18 protein-coding genes are annotated in these 14,448 nt (G+C 65.5%); 6 read left to right on the forward strand and 12 right to left on the reverse strand.

Features of this window, described 5'->3' with window-relative positions:
- Positions 1 to 52: 52 nt before the first annotated feature.
- Complete coding sequence (locus LuPra_RS28595) at positions 53 to 655, reverse strand: hypothetical protein (protein WP_157899805.1); 603 nt, start codon at positions 653 to 655, stop codon at positions 53 to 55.
- A 295-nt stretch (positions 656 to 950) separates the two neighbouring features.
- On the opposite strand from LuPra_RS28595, the gene LuPra_RS28600 reads away from it, so the two are divergent.
- A complete protein-coding gene (locus LuPra_RS28600; protein ID WP_110173929.1) occupies positions 951 to 1,187 on the forward strand; it encodes a hypothetical protein in 237 nt (78 codons plus the stop codon).
- A 49-nt stretch (positions 1,188 to 1,236) separates the two neighbouring features.
- On the opposite strand, the gene LuPra_RS28605 is transcribed toward LuPra_RS28600, so the two are convergent.
- Complete coding sequence (locus tag LuPra_RS28605; RefSeq protein ID WP_157899806.1) at positions 1,237 to 3,522, reverse strand: S8 family serine peptidase; 2,286 nt, start codon at positions 3,520 to 3,522, stop codon at positions 1,237 to 1,239.
- A gap of 1,922 nt (positions 3,523 to 5,444) precedes the next feature.
- Positions 5,445 to 5,807, reverse strand: coding sequence for a helix-turn-helix domain-containing protein (locus tag LuPra_RS34715; protein WP_110173931.1), 363 nt, complete (start codon positions 5,805 to 5,807; stop codon positions 5,445 to 5,447).
- A 46-nt stretch (positions 5,808 to 5,853) separates the two neighbouring features.
- On the opposite strand from LuPra_RS34715, the gene LuPra_RS28620 reads away from it, so the two are divergent.
- Positions 5,854 to 6,225 carry a hypothetical protein gene (locus tag LuPra_RS28620; protein WP_110173932.1) on the forward strand — a complete coding sequence of 124 codons (372 nt, stop codon included), beginning with the start codon at positions 5,854 to 5,856 and terminating at the stop codon, positions 6,223 to 6,225.
- 103 nt (positions 6,226 to 6,328) lie between these two features.
- Here LuPra_RS28620 and LuPra_RS28625 read toward each other — a convergent pair whose 3' ends face one another.
- From LuPra_RS28625 to LuPra_RS28645, 5 genes are all read right to left on the reverse strand, one after another.
- Positions 6,329 to 6,682, reverse strand: a complete 354-nt coding sequence (locus tag LuPra_RS28625) for a P27 family phage terminase small subunit (RefSeq protein WP_110173933.1) — start codon at positions 6,680 to 6,682, stop codon at positions 6,329 to 6,331.
- 418 nt (positions 6,683 to 7,100) lie between these two features.
- Entirely contained in the window at positions 7,101 to 7,532 is a 432-nt protein-coding gene (locus LuPra_RS28630; RefSeq protein ID WP_110173934.1) for a hypothetical protein, read from the reverse strand.
- Positions 7,533 to 7,803: 271 nt separating this feature from the next.
- Positions 7,804 to 8,109, reverse strand: a complete 306-nt coding sequence (locus tag LuPra_RS28635) for a hypothetical protein (RefSeq protein WP_110173935.1) — start codon at positions 8,107 to 8,109, stop codon at positions 7,804 to 7,806.
- Positions 8,110 to 8,318: 209 nt separating this feature from the next.
- The gene (locus LuPra_RS28640) at positions 8,319 to 8,879 is read right to left on the reverse strand and encodes a phage major capsid protein (protein WP_257724541.1); all 561 of its coding nucleotides are present in this window, start codon (positions 8,877 to 8,879) and stop codon (positions 8,319 to 8,321) included.
- A 79-nt stretch (positions 8,880 to 8,958) separates the two neighbouring features.
- The gene (locus LuPra_RS28645; protein WP_157899808.1) at positions 8,959 to 9,477 is read right to left on the reverse strand and encodes a hypothetical protein; all 519 of its coding nucleotides are present in this window, start codon (positions 9,475 to 9,477) and stop codon (positions 8,959 to 8,961) included.
- Between the two features lie 944 nt (positions 9,478 to 10,421).
- Between LuPra_RS28645 and LuPra_RS28655 the strand changes: the two genes are divergently transcribed.
- Positions 10,422 to 10,877: a hypothetical protein gene (locus tag LuPra_RS28655; protein ID WP_157899809.1), complete on the forward strand. Its 456-nt coding sequence runs from the start codon at positions 10,422 to 10,424 to the stop codon at positions 10,875 to 10,877.
- A 642-nt stretch (positions 10,878 to 11,519) separates the two neighbouring features.
- Here LuPra_RS28655 and LuPra_RS28660 read toward each other — a convergent pair.
- From LuPra_RS28660 to LuPra_RS28670, 3 genes are all read right to left on the reverse strand, one after another.
- Positions 11,520 to 11,804: a hypothetical protein gene (locus LuPra_RS28660; RefSeq protein WP_110173940.1), complete on the reverse strand. Its 285-nt coding sequence runs from the start codon at positions 11,802 to 11,804 to the stop codon at positions 11,520 to 11,522.
- Between the two features lie 166 nt (positions 11,805 to 11,970).
- Positions 11,971 to 12,225, reverse strand: coding sequence for a recombinase zinc ribbon domain-containing protein (locus LuPra_RS33515; protein ID WP_234800597.1), 255 nt, complete (start codon positions 12,223 to 12,225; stop codon positions 11,971 to 11,973).
- Between the two features lie 282 nt (positions 12,226 to 12,507).
- A complete protein-coding gene (locus tag LuPra_RS28670) occupies positions 12,508 to 12,732 on the reverse strand; it encodes a recombinase family protein (protein WP_157899810.1) in 225 nt (74 codons plus the stop codon).
- 179 nt (positions 12,733 to 12,911) lie between these two features.
- Between LuPra_RS28670 and LuPra_RS28675 the strand changes: the two genes are divergently transcribed.
- From LuPra_RS28675 to LuPra_RS28685, 3 genes are all read left to right on the forward strand, one after another.
- On the forward strand, positions 12,912 to 13,241 hold the full coding sequence (locus LuPra_RS28675) for a hypothetical protein (RefSeq protein WP_110173943.1): 330 nt from the start codon (positions 12,912 to 12,914) through the stop codon (positions 13,239 to 13,241).
- Positions 13,238 to 13,519, forward strand: coding sequence for a hypothetical protein (locus LuPra_RS28680; protein WP_110173944.1), 282 nt, complete (start codon positions 13,238 to 13,240; stop codon positions 13,517 to 13,519). The genes LuPra_RS28675 and LuPra_RS28680 overlap by 4 nt, the downstream gene beginning before the upstream one ends.
- A 188-nt stretch (positions 13,520 to 13,707) precedes the next feature.
- On the forward strand, positions 13,708 to 13,995 hold the full coding sequence (locus LuPra_RS28685; protein WP_157899811.1) for a hypothetical protein: 288 nt from the start codon (positions 13,708 to 13,710) through the stop codon (positions 13,993 to 13,995).
- A 140-nt stretch (positions 13,996 to 14,135) separates the two neighbouring features.
- Here LuPra_RS28685 and LuPra_RS28690 read toward each other — a convergent pair whose 3' ends face one another.
- A complete protein-coding gene (locus tag LuPra_RS28690; protein WP_110173946.1) occupies positions 14,136 to 14,444 on the reverse strand; it encodes a transcriptional regulator in 309 nt (102 codons plus the stop codon).
- Positions 14,445 to 14,448 lie beyond the last annotated feature (4 nt).

Here is a 14,448-nt window from a genome sequence, read left to right on the forward strand (position 1 = left end):
GTGCAGACGAGGTGCCGTGGGTCGTCCCAGAAACGAGTGTTTGTCCCGCGGTTTAATGAGGCTCGTCCTCGCGGCCAGGACCCACGGTGACGAACCCGAACATCCAGTTCGACAGGTAGTGGTTTCGATTCATGCAGACAGCCAAATAGCGACCCGCCTTCGTAAAGCGAAACTGGAGCTGCGTCCCGGCAGTCGTTTCAGTCGCCCCCGCGAGAAAAACGCCAGAGAGGTTACCGACCTGAGTGGATGTCGCGAACAGTCTGTCGGTTGGATCGTCAACTCGCTGGAATGGCGGATTTGGTCCCGTCACGATGATGACGTTGCCCTTGCCATCCAGAATCGTGTGATCGCCGTTCGCAAATAGCGGGTCCGTGCATTCCTGGGTCACCGGATCGTGACCGCAGAGCTGTGCGGCAATGCCGTCGCGAGTAGTGTTGGCGCTGACCGGATACAGAGCGATTCCATGGCCGGCTCCGTGGACAACGAAGGTGACGTTCTGGTCTTTATCGATTAACACCTCCTCGGGAACGACAACATGGTTGCCAGCTCCCGCCAACGTGACTGGATCGCCGAAATTCACGACGACGTTGACCTCGTTGTGCCCCGTTCTGGCGTTTAGCGGAAATGCCAAGGTTAGAGCGAGGGTGGCGCTCACGATCGGAACGGATCGGCGATTTGCCATTTCGCTGCTCCTTTGAATTGAGAGCTCTTCAGTTGCCGGTATACCGCTGTTGCAGGGCTGCGGCGCAGCTTCCCCGATCGCGCTTGGGTTCGAGCCAGCCATCAATCTGGACCTTCAGCGGTTTGTCGTGCTGGGTCGAAGACGGAGCATGAGGCATCCGCGACACGAGAGCCCGCAGCACGGCCCGATTCTACTCCCAACCCTTGACCTCGAATGCGGCTCGCCAATACTCGGCCCGATCGACCATCTCGCCACCGGAGCGGCACACGTGAGACTTCATCAAGTCGCCATCGCCGAGCGCTTCGCCAACGTTCCGCGCACCTATCGCCTCCGCGGTCTCGGCGCCACGGTGTACCGCCTCGGTGTGCCGAAGCCCGACGCACCTTGGTGGCATTTCGAGGCCTACGGAACCATAAAATGGGGCAGCGCGGCGAACGGGGCGTCGAAGCTCGTCGAGGACTTCATCGAGACGAACTACGACGCGATGGCGCCGGCGAGCCAGTAGGCCGCTTGCCGAGGCGGGAACCGTAGTTCCCGTCCCGTCGAAAGTCGCGCTACTTGCCCTCGAGGTTGAGCACCACGTCGTCTGCTGCGATCCGCAGCGTGTAATGCTCACCAACCGTCGGGACGCCGAAGGTTGGGATGCTGAAGCCCACCACCCGGGCCGTCCACTTGCCCGCGACCGGCTCGGTAACCACGCACAACTCCGGCGTGCGGTTCGTATTGCAGGAGTTGACCACCGGCCCGGATGGCGGCGTGAGGATCACGTCGACGTCGCTGATCGGGTAGTTGCCGTTCATGTTCATCCAGGTCAGACGGGTCTCGAGTGCGGCCGTGCCCGCGGGCACGTCGAAGGTGTAGACGTGACTCTCGCCGTTGCCGATCTTCGCCTTCGCGCTGTGCTGCGGGAATGTCTCCTTGCTGGTCCAGATGTCCACGGTGTAGGAGACGGTGCCCGCGTTGGTCCAGTCGCCAGCGGGCGAGATCCGCCAGATGCCCTCCTCCGGCCGGGTGAACGTGTACAGCCGTTCCTCTCCCGCGGGGAGGAAGGGCACGTTGCCCTGGCGCATATCGTCGTTGTGCACGACCGAGCTCTGGATCTTCAGGAACACGTCGTCGGTGAAGAACGGGTTCTGCTGCGCGAGCGGCAGGTCCGCGGCGATGCTGTGGATGCGCACGAACAGCTGTTCGGTCTTTTCGCTGACCACGAACGGGATGTCGGTCACCTGCGCCGGCCTGACACCAGCGAAGTGGAGCGACGTCGGACCCGCGTACACTTTGTGTCCCGCGCGCTCCATGTTCGCCTTGAGATTGCGCGTGAATGGCGCGGTGTCGTAGCTGTCGGCCGCGTTGCCCGCTTGCAGCAACGCCAGGGCCGCGGCCGCATTGATGAACCCGGCGCCCTGGTCGTTCGCGTCGGCGGTCGGCACCTTCGACGCGTCCGCCGACTCGATGATCGCGCGCCGCACCTGCCGCGCCGTCGCGCCGGGCACCGCCTGCCGCAGCACGGCGGCAATCCCGGAGACCGTCGGCGTCGAATAGGACGTTCCGCTGCCGAAGTTCACGGTCGTCGCGCCGCCAGATGACTGGCTGTAGTTGAACGACCCGACGGCGACGACGTCCGGGTCGGTGCGGCCGTCATGCGTGGGGCCGCGCGAGCTGAACTCGGAGATCTGCACGTTGGTGTCCGGACGGTACGACTGCGCGCACGCGAACACCATCTCCAACGGGGTGCTGGCGAGGCCGCAGGGGGCGGAGAATTGCGCGCGAAAGATCTGCTCGTGCCGATGATCGTTGGCGCTGCCCACCGTGAGGGCCGCAAACGACGTGCTCGGCGATCCCGTGGTCACCGACGAGTGGCCCTCGTTGCCTGCGGCGACGACGGGGACGATGTCGGCGTTGATCAGGGCTTCGACGGCCTCGTCATCGAGCTCCCGTGCCGCTGCGTTGGTCGGCCCCCCGAGGCTCAGGTTGGCCACGCGGATGTTGAGCCCGTCGGCCTGTCCCGTGTCGAACTTCTGGCGCAGGTCGATCGCCGCTTCCATGGCCGCGATCACGCGCGAGGTCGGTGCGCCGCCGCCGCCCGCCGGAAAGACCTTGATCGGAAAGATGCTCGCGCCGGGCGCGCTGCCGACCATCGGCACCAGCCGGGCAGTTGCCGCGCACGGTGGGCCGGCAAACGCCGCGCCGTAGAACTCCGCGACGACCACGAAGCGGGCCGCCGCGCTGAAGCAGAACGCGACGTTCGCCGCCGCCATCCCCGATACGAACGTGCCGTGCGGCTCGTTCAGGTCGCTGATGGCGGGAGGCTCCGTGGCGCCCTGGACCAGGTTCAGGCCCGGGGCGATGATGCGCGACGGCGCGACATGGACCTTGATGGGACGGAAGCCGCTGTCGATGACCGCGATCACGACTCCAGCGCCGTTCTGCCCGGCAGCATGCAGCGGCGCCACGTTGGTCAGCGCCGCGTTGAAGGCATAGTTGGCCGGGTCGATCGAAACGCCACCTGCGTCGAGCGCGACGATGTCGTCGGCCTCGGCTTCGCCGTCGACGGAGCCGCCGCGCGGATCGGTCGTAGCGGGGAGTGGAATCAGCTCGTCGCGGCCGACGTTGTCCGGGCCAACCAGTCGTTCAATCAGCCCCATTGCCGAATCAGGCACCTCGGCCGCGATGCCTTTCACGTGCTTGAATCGATGGGTGACGGTGCCACCGGCCTGCTCGATCGCTCGAACGAGCGAGTCGTGCGGCTGGGCCGCTCGGATTAATACGCTACGACGACCTTGTGCCGACACGTCGGAAACGAGGAGAAGCAGCACGATCACCAGACAAATTCGCTTCATGGACGCCCCCATCTCTGTTCCAGGCCGGTAACCGCCCAGCCGGTACAGGGCGCAAACCTATGAGCGGTGGTCAGCGACGTCAAGCTAAAACTAAACAGTTGGACCGGCACCCATGATGACGAGGGTTCCTGAAGCTCGAGCGGTCGCTTGAGGCGTGTCCTTCAGCGAGGAATCGCCGCTGGCCTTCCTGCGGTAAAGCATGCGGAGGGACGGCATGCTTCGAGGTCGGGTCAGGCGGCATTCCGGAGTCCTTCGAGTCGCCGCAGCCAGCCGGCGACCTGGTTCCAACTGGCGCTGTTCTGGTCCACCATTCTTCGCTCACGCGAGCTAACGCCGAAGCGTGAGCTTCGGCTCGGCGAGCCACGTGAAGGATGTCGCGCCGGAGCCGCGCAGCGGCGAAGGCGGACCCTCTGCGCCCGAATTTTCCACCCTTTTCATGTCGCCAGGTCGCAGAAGCTGCGATCGTCGCAAGGCCATGACGCCGATTCCGTGGTTTTGAAGCCGTCAGCGTTCGGCATTGCCGTTGCCTCCGGCCTCGTATGCCGGGAGGCAAGCGCTTCGTCTACGTTCTCAAGAGTGGCGGTCCGAACCCCAACTTCTACATCGGCCTGACCTCCGATGTCTCCGCGCGCCTCGCCGACCACAACGCCGGCCGCTGCCCCACACGGCGCGCTACCGCCCCTGGCAACTTCACGTCACCATCGAACTGCCCGACGAGCAACGAGCTGTGGCGTTCGAGCGCTATCTGAAATCAGGCTCTGGTCGCGCCTTCGCGAAGCGTCATTTAGGGTGATGAGTCGCTACGCGTCTTCGAGCAGCTGCCGGTGAGGCCTCGACCACAGGACTCACTGCGCACGAACGCGCGCCATGGGAAGTCCGTTCCCTTCGCGCGCCCCGGCAAGCGGCGTTTCCGAGGCACGACTTCTACTCGACGCTGATCATGTGATGGCCGACGCACCGAGTACAGGAAACGAAATCAGCGCCCAAAGCGCAGTGCGTTCGTGCGCGATCTGCGATGAGTGCGTAACGGACAACGCACTCGCAAACCGACAGCAGATCACTCACCGCTTCGATGGTGGTTTGCGACAGCGGCAACGGGGCGTTAGCAACCCTCCGGGCCGGCTTCAGGAGGGCAGTGGGTCCAGAACCGGGGGGTGCTCACGCCCCCGCTCCATCAGTGACACCGGCCAAGTGGGTTTCCTGCGCGGCACAGAACGCCGCGCTCGTTGTTCTGCCTCTCAACTTGCAAGTCGTCGGTGTGGAGACCTGCGACAGGAGTTCCCACTACCTGAGCACATCATCTTAGGGCCGGTAATGAAAGAGTCCGAAATGCGGCTCGCCGGAATCGAGATCGGTGGGCTTGTGTGACGCAGAGGGGGCACACCCGCGTCGAGCCCTGTTCCCCCTCGTGTTCCCCCAAGCAGCGCCGTCGACACCTTCCCGAGTCGCCGAGGTCGGCTCACTCCTCTCGCGCCCTCACTCATCTGCATAGGCATCACCTCAGTCACTCCGCCGGACATCTAAGAGGAAGGCGTATATATAATCGGCCCGTTCACAGCACACGACGGCTGCTCTTTCTGCGGCGCCCGAACGACGACAGAGACGCGGTCGGGCCGCGTGGGTGATGCTCCAGGATCTGACCGATGCGCCTCCGTCTTCTGGCACTCGTGGTAGCGGCTGCCGTCATGCCCGCGGCCGCCGGCGCGCAGGACTACTCCATTGCCTTTACCCACTTCGGGCCACTGAACTCGGACATCTTCATCGCCGATCGCGAAGGGGCGGGCGCGGTGCCGTTTCTGCCGCATGTCACCGATGCGGGCCAGCGGCCGACGCATCGTCGCGACGAGCCCGCGGGCGACGATCTCCCGTGCAGGTCGGGCACCGACCAGTGCGCCAGCGGCACGCCCAGGTCCGTCGGGCGTTCACAAGCGATCCGCTTCACCTCGACGACGAGGCTGGGGGGAAAAGCGGGCTGGACGCCCGCCGCGCGGTTGCTCGTCGAGGCCCGCGAGGCGGTGGCGGTGGAAGCGCTGGCGCCACTTGCTGACGATCTGGCGCGGCGTGTCCAAGCGGGCCCCGATCTCGTCGTTGCCGAGGCCGGTCGCTGCCAGCAGGACGATTTTGGCGCGAATCACGTCGCGATACGGTGACGTATATCGACGTGCCCTGGCCTCCAACTCGCGTCGCTCCGCGCTGGTGAGACTGATGATGAATGGGCTGGTGCGTGGCAGATGATGGCCCTCCCTTGCCTGGCAGAGGGTAGCAGCTCGGCCGCATTCTGTCACTCAAATACGTCACTGTATTTATGAAACAGAGGACTAAGGTGGCGCAATGAAACAACGGATCATCGTGGTGGCGCTGGTCGTGCTGCAGATGGCGGCCGCTGTTCATGGGCAAGCGCCGGCACTGACCAAGGCGGCCTTCGGCAAGCTCCCTGCCCCACAGGCCGACGCCTATATCGACGGGCTGCAGGACGGCCTCCTGGCCGTCGTCTTGATGCTGAAAGTCAAGGGTGGAAGCGAGGCGCCCTTGCATCCCTGCGTAAACGCTTGCGCCACTCTTCCGCGTAGCGCTTTCAGGCGACAGGTGCGAGAGTTCCTGTTCAGCCTGGGCGATGACGCCTTGGCGGTGGTGAGCCTGATCCAATTGGTGGACCGTTGCGAGGAGGCCACCGCAAACGCCGCAGCCGCACCTCCAGGCTGATGGTCTCTTGACCGCAATCGGAGGGCCGATCACCGTCGTGATCCATTGCGAATCGGCCTCCCGGTCGCCGTCGATAGCTGCCTCGAAGTCCTCCGCCAGGGCGTCACACGCCGCGGGGGATGGCACGGCGGCCGCGTGTCCCAGCGTGCGGCGCAGTCAGCCGCTCCCACTTGGTCGGCTCGCGCGTCTCGGGCGGCAGTGAAGGCGTCCGGACGGCCGCGGCCGGACTCAGGCAGAGATCGATGCTGTGCTGGCGGCACTCCAGGCGGACCGCCCGGAGTTGGGAGACCAGCGGATGCGCCTTCAGCGCGACCTGCTCTTGCCCGGCGCCGTCGACAGTCGTCACGACGTGCGCGAGCGGCGCCGTCGCGATCTCGGCCTGCAAGCGGTCGCGCAGGTCGAGCGCCTCGCAGTAGCTCCTGAGCGTGTCGCGCGCGCTTGACGTCCAGAGGGTCACGCCGACGCAAGAGCGGCGCGTAGCAGGTCCAGTAGGCGAGCGCCGCCGGCGTGAGGTCGTCCGGCGCCGTCACGTCGGCCGTGCGGTCGCGCAGCGACGCCGGTGCGTCCGCCTTCCACGGGCCGCTCCGGATATGTCCGCCGCTCCGTCCTCTGGCGCCTGCCATGCGTCCTACTCCTTTTGCTGCGTCAACCTCCCGCGGTCGCCCTCGGGAGGTCCGGAACCATTTGACCGGCGTCTGTCTGCAAGAGGGGGAACCGGGTCGCCACGGCCGCAGACGCCAGAGATTTTGATCCCCCAGTGGAGCTGCTGACCGACCACTCCTTGGCCGCTGACGGTGCTGCCCCGGCCGACCGCTTGTGTCGGTCGGGGCTACCGTGCCGGAACCTCGCGGCCAACATAATGGAAGTGCAACCTTTCAGCCCGGCTGCCTCTTTCCGGTTCCGCGCTTGATGGTCTGGCTTCGCTCCAGCATCTGCGCGATATGCATCGTCTCGCCTTCCAGCGTTAACGAGATCAATGCCCAAATGGGCTGGCCGTTCTCAAGGAGCCCCGGCCGCGCCTCGTGGCTCACTGACAGCACCAGCATGTCGCCGTCTTTGACCATGCCGGTAACGCCGGTCGGCGGAAACTTCTCCACCTGCACGCTGGCTTTGAGGGCTCCGTCCTCTTCCCAGATCCTTACGGTCTGTTGCGAGCCAGCGGGGTTGCTCATGCTGAACACCCATGTACCTACGAATGCGCGCGCGTTCGTTGCCGTGACATTCGCGACCTGTGCATTAGCGGGCAGAGCCGCCGACATGAGAAGCGCCGCGATTGCCCTCAACAACCATCTTCGAAGCGTGATCATCTGAACCCCTGTAATCATGATCCGAGCGTAGGGCCTGCGTTTCCGTGTTTGACACCGGACGAGCGTGGAAGGTTCTTCAGGGAGGGCGCAGGCCGCGTTGCAGACCCTGACGGATGCCGGCCTGCTCACGACACGCGGACGGTGGCATACGCTCATCGAGTCCGAGGCGCCGGCCCATGCCTTTCTGCCCCTCCTCCCGCTCCGGCTCGGCGGCCGCAGCCGGCGACGCGCGGCGCGGTAGCGGCAACGATCCGACCGCGAGCCGCACCGATCAATGCCGCGCGGTGCGTCGTTCTGAGGGCGCTGTAGGCGGCGCCAGGACAGCGGTGTCCTTCCGACGCGGACGCGCCCATTCGATGAGCGCGACGTTGCGGTTGTGGCGCAGGCACCAGACCTGCACGCCGGCATCCGTGATGCCCACCGTGAACCGCATGTACTCGCGCGGCGACTGGTCACCGCCACGCCGCTCCAGGTCCGTCATGCAGCGGGCGCAGTTGAAGTACAGATGCCCCACGTCCGGGACCGTGTCGGCGCTGTCAACGGTAGCGCCCATCAACTCTCGTGTCGTCGTCGCCATGTCGGTGTGCCTCCTGCATCTGTCGCGCCGGAAAGCCGGCGGTTAGCCAGAACCATGCCAGCCACGTCCACGAAGCACGGGCAGCCTGACCGAGACATGCGCTCGGCCAGGCCGGATGAGTCCCGTCCGCGTCCGGAGGAAAGTGGCCGCGGCACGCCCGCCGTGCGGTTGCTGGCGCACGACGAGCGCGGCATCTGGTAGGCGCGCGGTTACTTCTTCGCGGCGCCCGGCTTCTCCCGCTCGGCGCGGACCTCGACGCCGGTCGTGATGATCTGCACCGCGGCAGGATGCAGCGGCGCGATGGCCCAGCGGCTCGTGACGCGGAACGCCGACTGGTCGAACTCGCTGCAGCGGTACGGATCGTAGTGGACGGTCACGCGATCCCTGACACCGACCGCGACGTGGCGCATGTCGGCGACGACGATGCTCGTCCCCACATGCGGCGTGATGAAGACGGGCACGCCGAAGACGACAGGCCGCGTCGCCGCGCTCGCATCCGGCTGCAACACATAGCCGCCAGTCGCGCCGCCGTCGCGTTCCAGGCGCAGCGCGCTCCAGTTCGCCGGCGAGATGAAGATCGCGGTCGGCGAGGCATAGGCCGCCTCGACACGCGCAATCGCCGCTGCGACGTTGTCGAGCGTCGCGGCGCCCGGCGTCGAGACCACGCCCGGCCAGGTCAGGATCCCGCTCAACTCCGGCGCGATCCCGGTGCCGTTGAAGAACTGGTCGTCGAGCGCGATAGCCATCTCGCGCAGGAGGTTCTGCTCGATGACACTCCGGCCATTCGGCCCGCGTCATTGAGCCACTCGTTCGACGCGCGGACCAGACCGGCGAGCTTGCGCGCTACGCCTAGCCGGCCTCGACCACACCGATGGGTTGTCGGTCGGGAAAGTAGCGCACCGTGACGTCGGGCGGTGTGCCGAACCGGAGGTGTGGCAACCACTCCAAGGTGAGCGACGTGCCGAACGTACGAACGAAGTGGTCCCACTTGTCGCGCTCGGTCGCCAACCAGGGGATCGATGGCGGCGCCGGAACCGCGTCCAGGATCATCAACCGCTCCATGGCCCGCCCCGCAGGCAGCGGCTTCCGAAAGCGGCTATGTGGCTCGCCAATGGCCGTGTACAGCCGACGATGATGGATGTGGTACAGCCGCGCCCGCGCATGCAGCGCCGCGTACGGCGTCGCGATGCGACGCTCGACCAGGCGGGCGAAGAACTCACGGGCGTTGTGGCCGTGGGCGATGCCGGCGAAGGCACAGTATTGCCGCACCATGCAGACGCCCGCGTGCAGCATCACGGTGACGACGAAGGCAGCCTGGCGCTGAGTGAAGCCCTCGTTCACCATCGCGTCGATCCGCGAGTCGAGCATCCATGATGACGACGCTCCCTTTGGCAGGTCACCGTTCACCGCGTCGGCAGCGCGCAGGATCGACGAGCCGTCGCTCCTAGCCGCCCCGCCTAGTCCGGTCGCGCTCCTCGAACTGGCGCTCAGTACGTCACCCTGCGACGGTATGACTTCTTCTTGCTGCCGCCGCATTGCGTTCCGCTCGCGTGAGGGCGATATGTCCTACACATTCGTCCTGCACGGAGTAGAACTCGCGATGCGAGCGGGACCTTACGCTGCTCGGCGGGACAGGCGATGGATGCGGCAGAGCGTCGGGTGGGTCGGACTCGCGCGCCGGCTCTACGCCGGCGCGCCCTCACGTATGACGTGTCTAGGCCTGTTCGATATGGCGATCGTCGGGCCGTACCTAGCATGTGCGCCTGACCGCGGTGTGGCACGCCGGGGGGGTGTTTCGTGCCCGAAGTCTGACACCGGGTGACACCCCTGTATGTGCCCTCCGCGCCAACGGCTGGGCTGCGTGTCGTTGCTGCTGGGGTTGACGTAAGGAATTCGCTCGGTCAGTCACTACGGGCCGGACGATGACTGGGTTCGACTGGCCCATCATCAAACCGATCTGCGGCGCGGACCGACGGGCCGGACTTGCGATGAAGCAAAGTGGGCCGCTACAGCGTGTGTGTTCCGGCCGACTTCAACCCGGCAAACAATAGTCGTGATGGCGAGACAGTTGCGAGACTCAAACTGTTCTTGTCCACCACGTCAGAGATGGCGGCTGAGAGGGCGCTGATCGGCGAGATCATCGACGGCGTCAATCGCGTCATCGAGGACCTGTGCGGAGCCACCATCAGCTAGGCGGCTGTCGGCCTTTGTAGAGCCGTTAGCTGAGAGCTGACCTGACAACTGCGATTGTTTTCTCCTATGTCCACTCGAAAGAATTGCGGGAACGCATCGAACGGGAAAAGCAGGACGCCATGAACATTCGTGTCCGGCAATTGTGGGCTCCGGTTCTGTCTACCTTCCTCATCTCGGTTGCGGTGCAGTTCGTAGCGCTGCGCGTGCCGCAGTTGCCACCTTGGGTATTTTTCACGCGGAATGGCGTATCGATCGTGCTGGCGCCGCTGTGGATACTGGCGCTGCCGTTCATCGGCGCCCTGGGAGCCTGGATCTCCCTGCGCGCCGGCGGGAATACCCGCGACCGCCTGCTGACCGCGCTGGGCTCAGCCTGGTTGAATGGAGCCATCCTGACGCTGGGGGTTCCGCTGTCGATGATCATCGAACGCCACTTCTCGCTGAGCATCAAGCTGACCGCCTACATCGTGTACATGATCGCCTGGTGCCTGGTCCCGGCGGTCTTGCTGGCGCTGGGGGCCCTGCCGTGGCTGGGACGCAAGGCCACGATGCGCGCCCGGGGCGCCACCGGCCTCTAGCGACCCCAATCTTCTCGTAGTAGGGTCTGCCTGTACCAAAAGTTCGCTTGTGAGGCACGAGGCAGGATCGATAGCTCGCGAGTCGAAGCGCTTACGCGAGACGCGAATCCGCGGTTGAGGGCGGCACGACGAAAGGCGACGTGATCCGCTTTTTCGGGAGGATGAACCTTACCCGGATCGCGAGAGGGCTCTTTCAGAGAGACGATGGCGCTGTGATCCGCAAATATCTCGGACGCGTAGCTCACGCGGCGTGTCGCTCAAGCCGGTATTCGTGATGGAGGCCGCTCAGGATTGGCGTCGCCGCGACTCGGCAACGCGCCGGAACCGAGCGGCCGTTTGACTCTCGGACGACCGGAGCAACGATGGAACCCTCCGGACCGGTGTTTTCAGGATCCTCAGGCCCATCGCCTCAAGCGTGCGGTCGACGCGTTTGCAACCGTCGGTTTCTCGACCGCGCACGTCCCTGCGTTTAGGCGCGTTGGCGCAGGAGAGCATCAATAGGTTGCGCAATCCGTCCAGTACGGCCTGGGACGCCGCAACACATCGAGAACATGCGACTTGCGCGCTGTCCCCGATCAATCTGTCCGCAAGTTCCTGATTTTATTGATTTTACAGGCGTGGCTCGCCAGGCTGGACTCGAACTTACGCGACACTTCTCAGCGCCTCGATCCGCCGTAGCCAGCTGATCAATGGGTTCCAACTGGCGCTGTTCAGGTCCACCATCCTGTCGTTTCCCCTCTCAATCGGCTGCAAGTAGTTGAACACCGGTGCGGTTACGGCGGTTCCAACGAAGCCGTTGCCGTCCAACGCCATCCCCTCGGGAAAGAACAGCTGTTGGAACCGCTGGCGCTGCGCCAGTGAGGCCTGTACCCACAGGTCTGCGGCGCGGGGCAGCACCCGCTCGGCAAACCCCAGGATGCCCTCCACGTCGAGCTCATCGAGCTCCGTGGCGTGCCTGTCGATTCGAAGCAGCGTGAGTTCCTCGCGCAGCTTCTCCGCGTGACGGTCGTAGACGTCGATATCGATCGAGCGCTCGAACAGGAACGCTTCGTCGAGCCGGTCGAGCTTCTTCTGGATGGCTTGGGCCTGGCGCTCAGCGCGTGCGAGGTCGGCGCCTGGCGGACTCCTTGCGCGCTTTCCAGATCTGGAGGACCGACTCCTTCAGCAGCCGTAGATAGCCAGCACTCGGCTGCAGCCGAGCCAGCTCCTTCTCGAACAACGTCTCGAGCTTGGCCTTGGTCACGTTGACGCCGCGACAGCCTGGACGGCAATGGTAGTAGGCGTAGTAGCTGCTCCGGCCCTTCGACCAGCGGCCGGTGAGGCCGCGGCCGCAAGCCGCGCAACGCACGAAGCCGCGCAGCGCAAAATCCGGGTGCCCCTGCAGCTGGGGCGCCGTGCTCGGAATGCGGCCCGAGAGTACTGCCCGGACTCGGTAGAAGGTGTCTCCACGCTGTCGCCTGCTGAAGCAACTGCTGCTTCGTGAACCGGCCGGTCGCGTACGCCTCGAAGGCCCGGCGCACCAAGGGCGCGCGTTCCGGATCGGGCATCAGGCTCTTGCCCGACGGGCGCGGCGCGTTCATGTATCCGAGCGGGGCAAGGAACACCCAGCGTTCGAGTTCGAGCGCGGCCTTCATGCCGGCCCGCGTGCGGTCCGAGCGAAGTCGTTGTCGAACTGCGCGAACGCGGCCAGCACGCCTTCCATCAGCTTGCCGGTAGAGGTGTCGTCGACGGGCTCCGTCGCGGACCGCAGCGAGATGCCCAGCGACTGCAGGTGCGAGCGCAGCGCGAAATGGTCGTACTTGTCGCGTGCGAAGCGCGTCAGGTTGAACACGACCACGAAGTGCAGCCGCATCATCGACCAGAGCTCCAACGCGTACCTGCTGGTGTACGAGTCGCCGGTGTCCCGGGAGCGTGGGCGACATCGCATCGAGTTACGGGTGAGGCGACCAGGCGCACGAGTCTCGGCTCGCAGAGGCTACATCGTCGAGCCGCCTCGCCCGGCGAAAGCACCTCCGCGACCACGGCCGACGACGCTTGCTGCGTCGCACGTTGCTCGGCAGTGCCCCTCAGGGAAAGCTGCGGCTCATCGTGGATGCCGTCCCCCGCTCCGCGAACGGCAAGACCGGATCGGTGTCGGTCACCGTACTCGCCGACGGTGGGGATGAGCGGATCGGCGCGCCGGTCGATGTCGTCCTCGCCACCTTCGACGATGAGGGGCGGGCAACCAACCAGCATCAGGTACGCCTTGACTCGCCGCCGGCCGGGCAGCCGCTGGAGTTCACCACGGAGTGCCTCTGCCGCCTGGGCGACACCAGTTACGGGTGGCCGCCGTCACGGCTGACGCGACGAAGACTGGCCTCGTGATTACGCCCGTGGAGGTCATCGAACCTGGGCGCCAGTTGATGATGGCGCCACCGGTCGTGCCACAGCGCGTGGGTGAGCAGGTCGCGCCGACGGCTGCGCAACGTTTCGCGCCAGGTAGGCCACCCGGCGTACAGGCCGAGATCGCAGGTCGGCCGGTTCAGGAGGGCACGGTCGTCGTCCGGATCTCGCTAGCCGATCGCGCCGGTACGGTCGTCAGCAAGGCTGATGGCGCCGTCGACGCGGGCGGGCGCCTGACCGGCAGCGCGCCACCGGGCTGATCGACACGACTGGTCTGGGCAACGGAGCCTACCTGCTCACCATTGAGGCTGTCCCACCCAAGGCCGCCGACGCCGTCCGACACGTCATCCCTATCCGCTTGGACTCGGCCACGAGTACGGCCGTAGGACCGCGTCACCTGGTCGTGGCGCACGGCCCGTCGTCACACCATGCTGCTGCGGGGACGTTCGTGATCCGCACCGAGGAGGAGTGGCGCGCATTCTGGAGCCACCTGCCGACGCGGCAGACCGTGCCGCCCATCGACTTCAGCCGCGCGACATTGTTCGCCGTTGTCGGCGGCGGCGCCGACGCACCAGCAAGCAAGCCTCTCGTGGTGTCGGTGAACGACAATGCCGGCCAGACCGTGGTGGTCTGGCGGAGGGAGCCCGACGTCTCCCCGACCGACGAGAAGCCCTTCACCGTGGTCGCGATACCACGAACAATCGAGGGGCCGGTCAGATTCGAACGACAGCAGTAGTAAGTCGTCGCACTGAGCCCACATCCGAACAGAGATGCGTTCTCGTTCAGTACAAGCGGAGTCGAATTCCGTGGCGAGGCGGGAGGGACATCCGCCGGTGATACAGCTGAGGGGCCGGCATGACCACGCTCGCTGAGCGCTCAGCGAACCTGAAACTGAACGCCTTCGGCCTGCTGCAATTTGGCGAGCACTTCGAACAGGTTCTTGGCCTGCGGATTGCCGCTGGGTCCGAACATGCGCATCAGGCTCTTGGCGGGCGTACGCGTCCGGTCGCCGAGTTCCTCGAACCCGATGGTGCCGTTGATGTAGTCGCGAAGGATGGCCTTGCCCGTATCGACATCACCGGAGAGAAGGCACTCGATCGCTTCACGAAGCATCGCGCGGCGAAACTTCGACGAACGCTCCATGCGTGCCTTCACGGTGTCCTTGAAATCTGTCGTTAGCGGCATCGTC

The sequence above is a fragment of the Luteitalea pratensis genome, from assembly GCF_001618865.1.
Taxonomy (GTDB): Bacteria; Acidobacteriota; Vicinamibacteria; order Vicinamibacterales; family Vicinamibacteraceae; genus Luteitalea; species Luteitalea pratensis.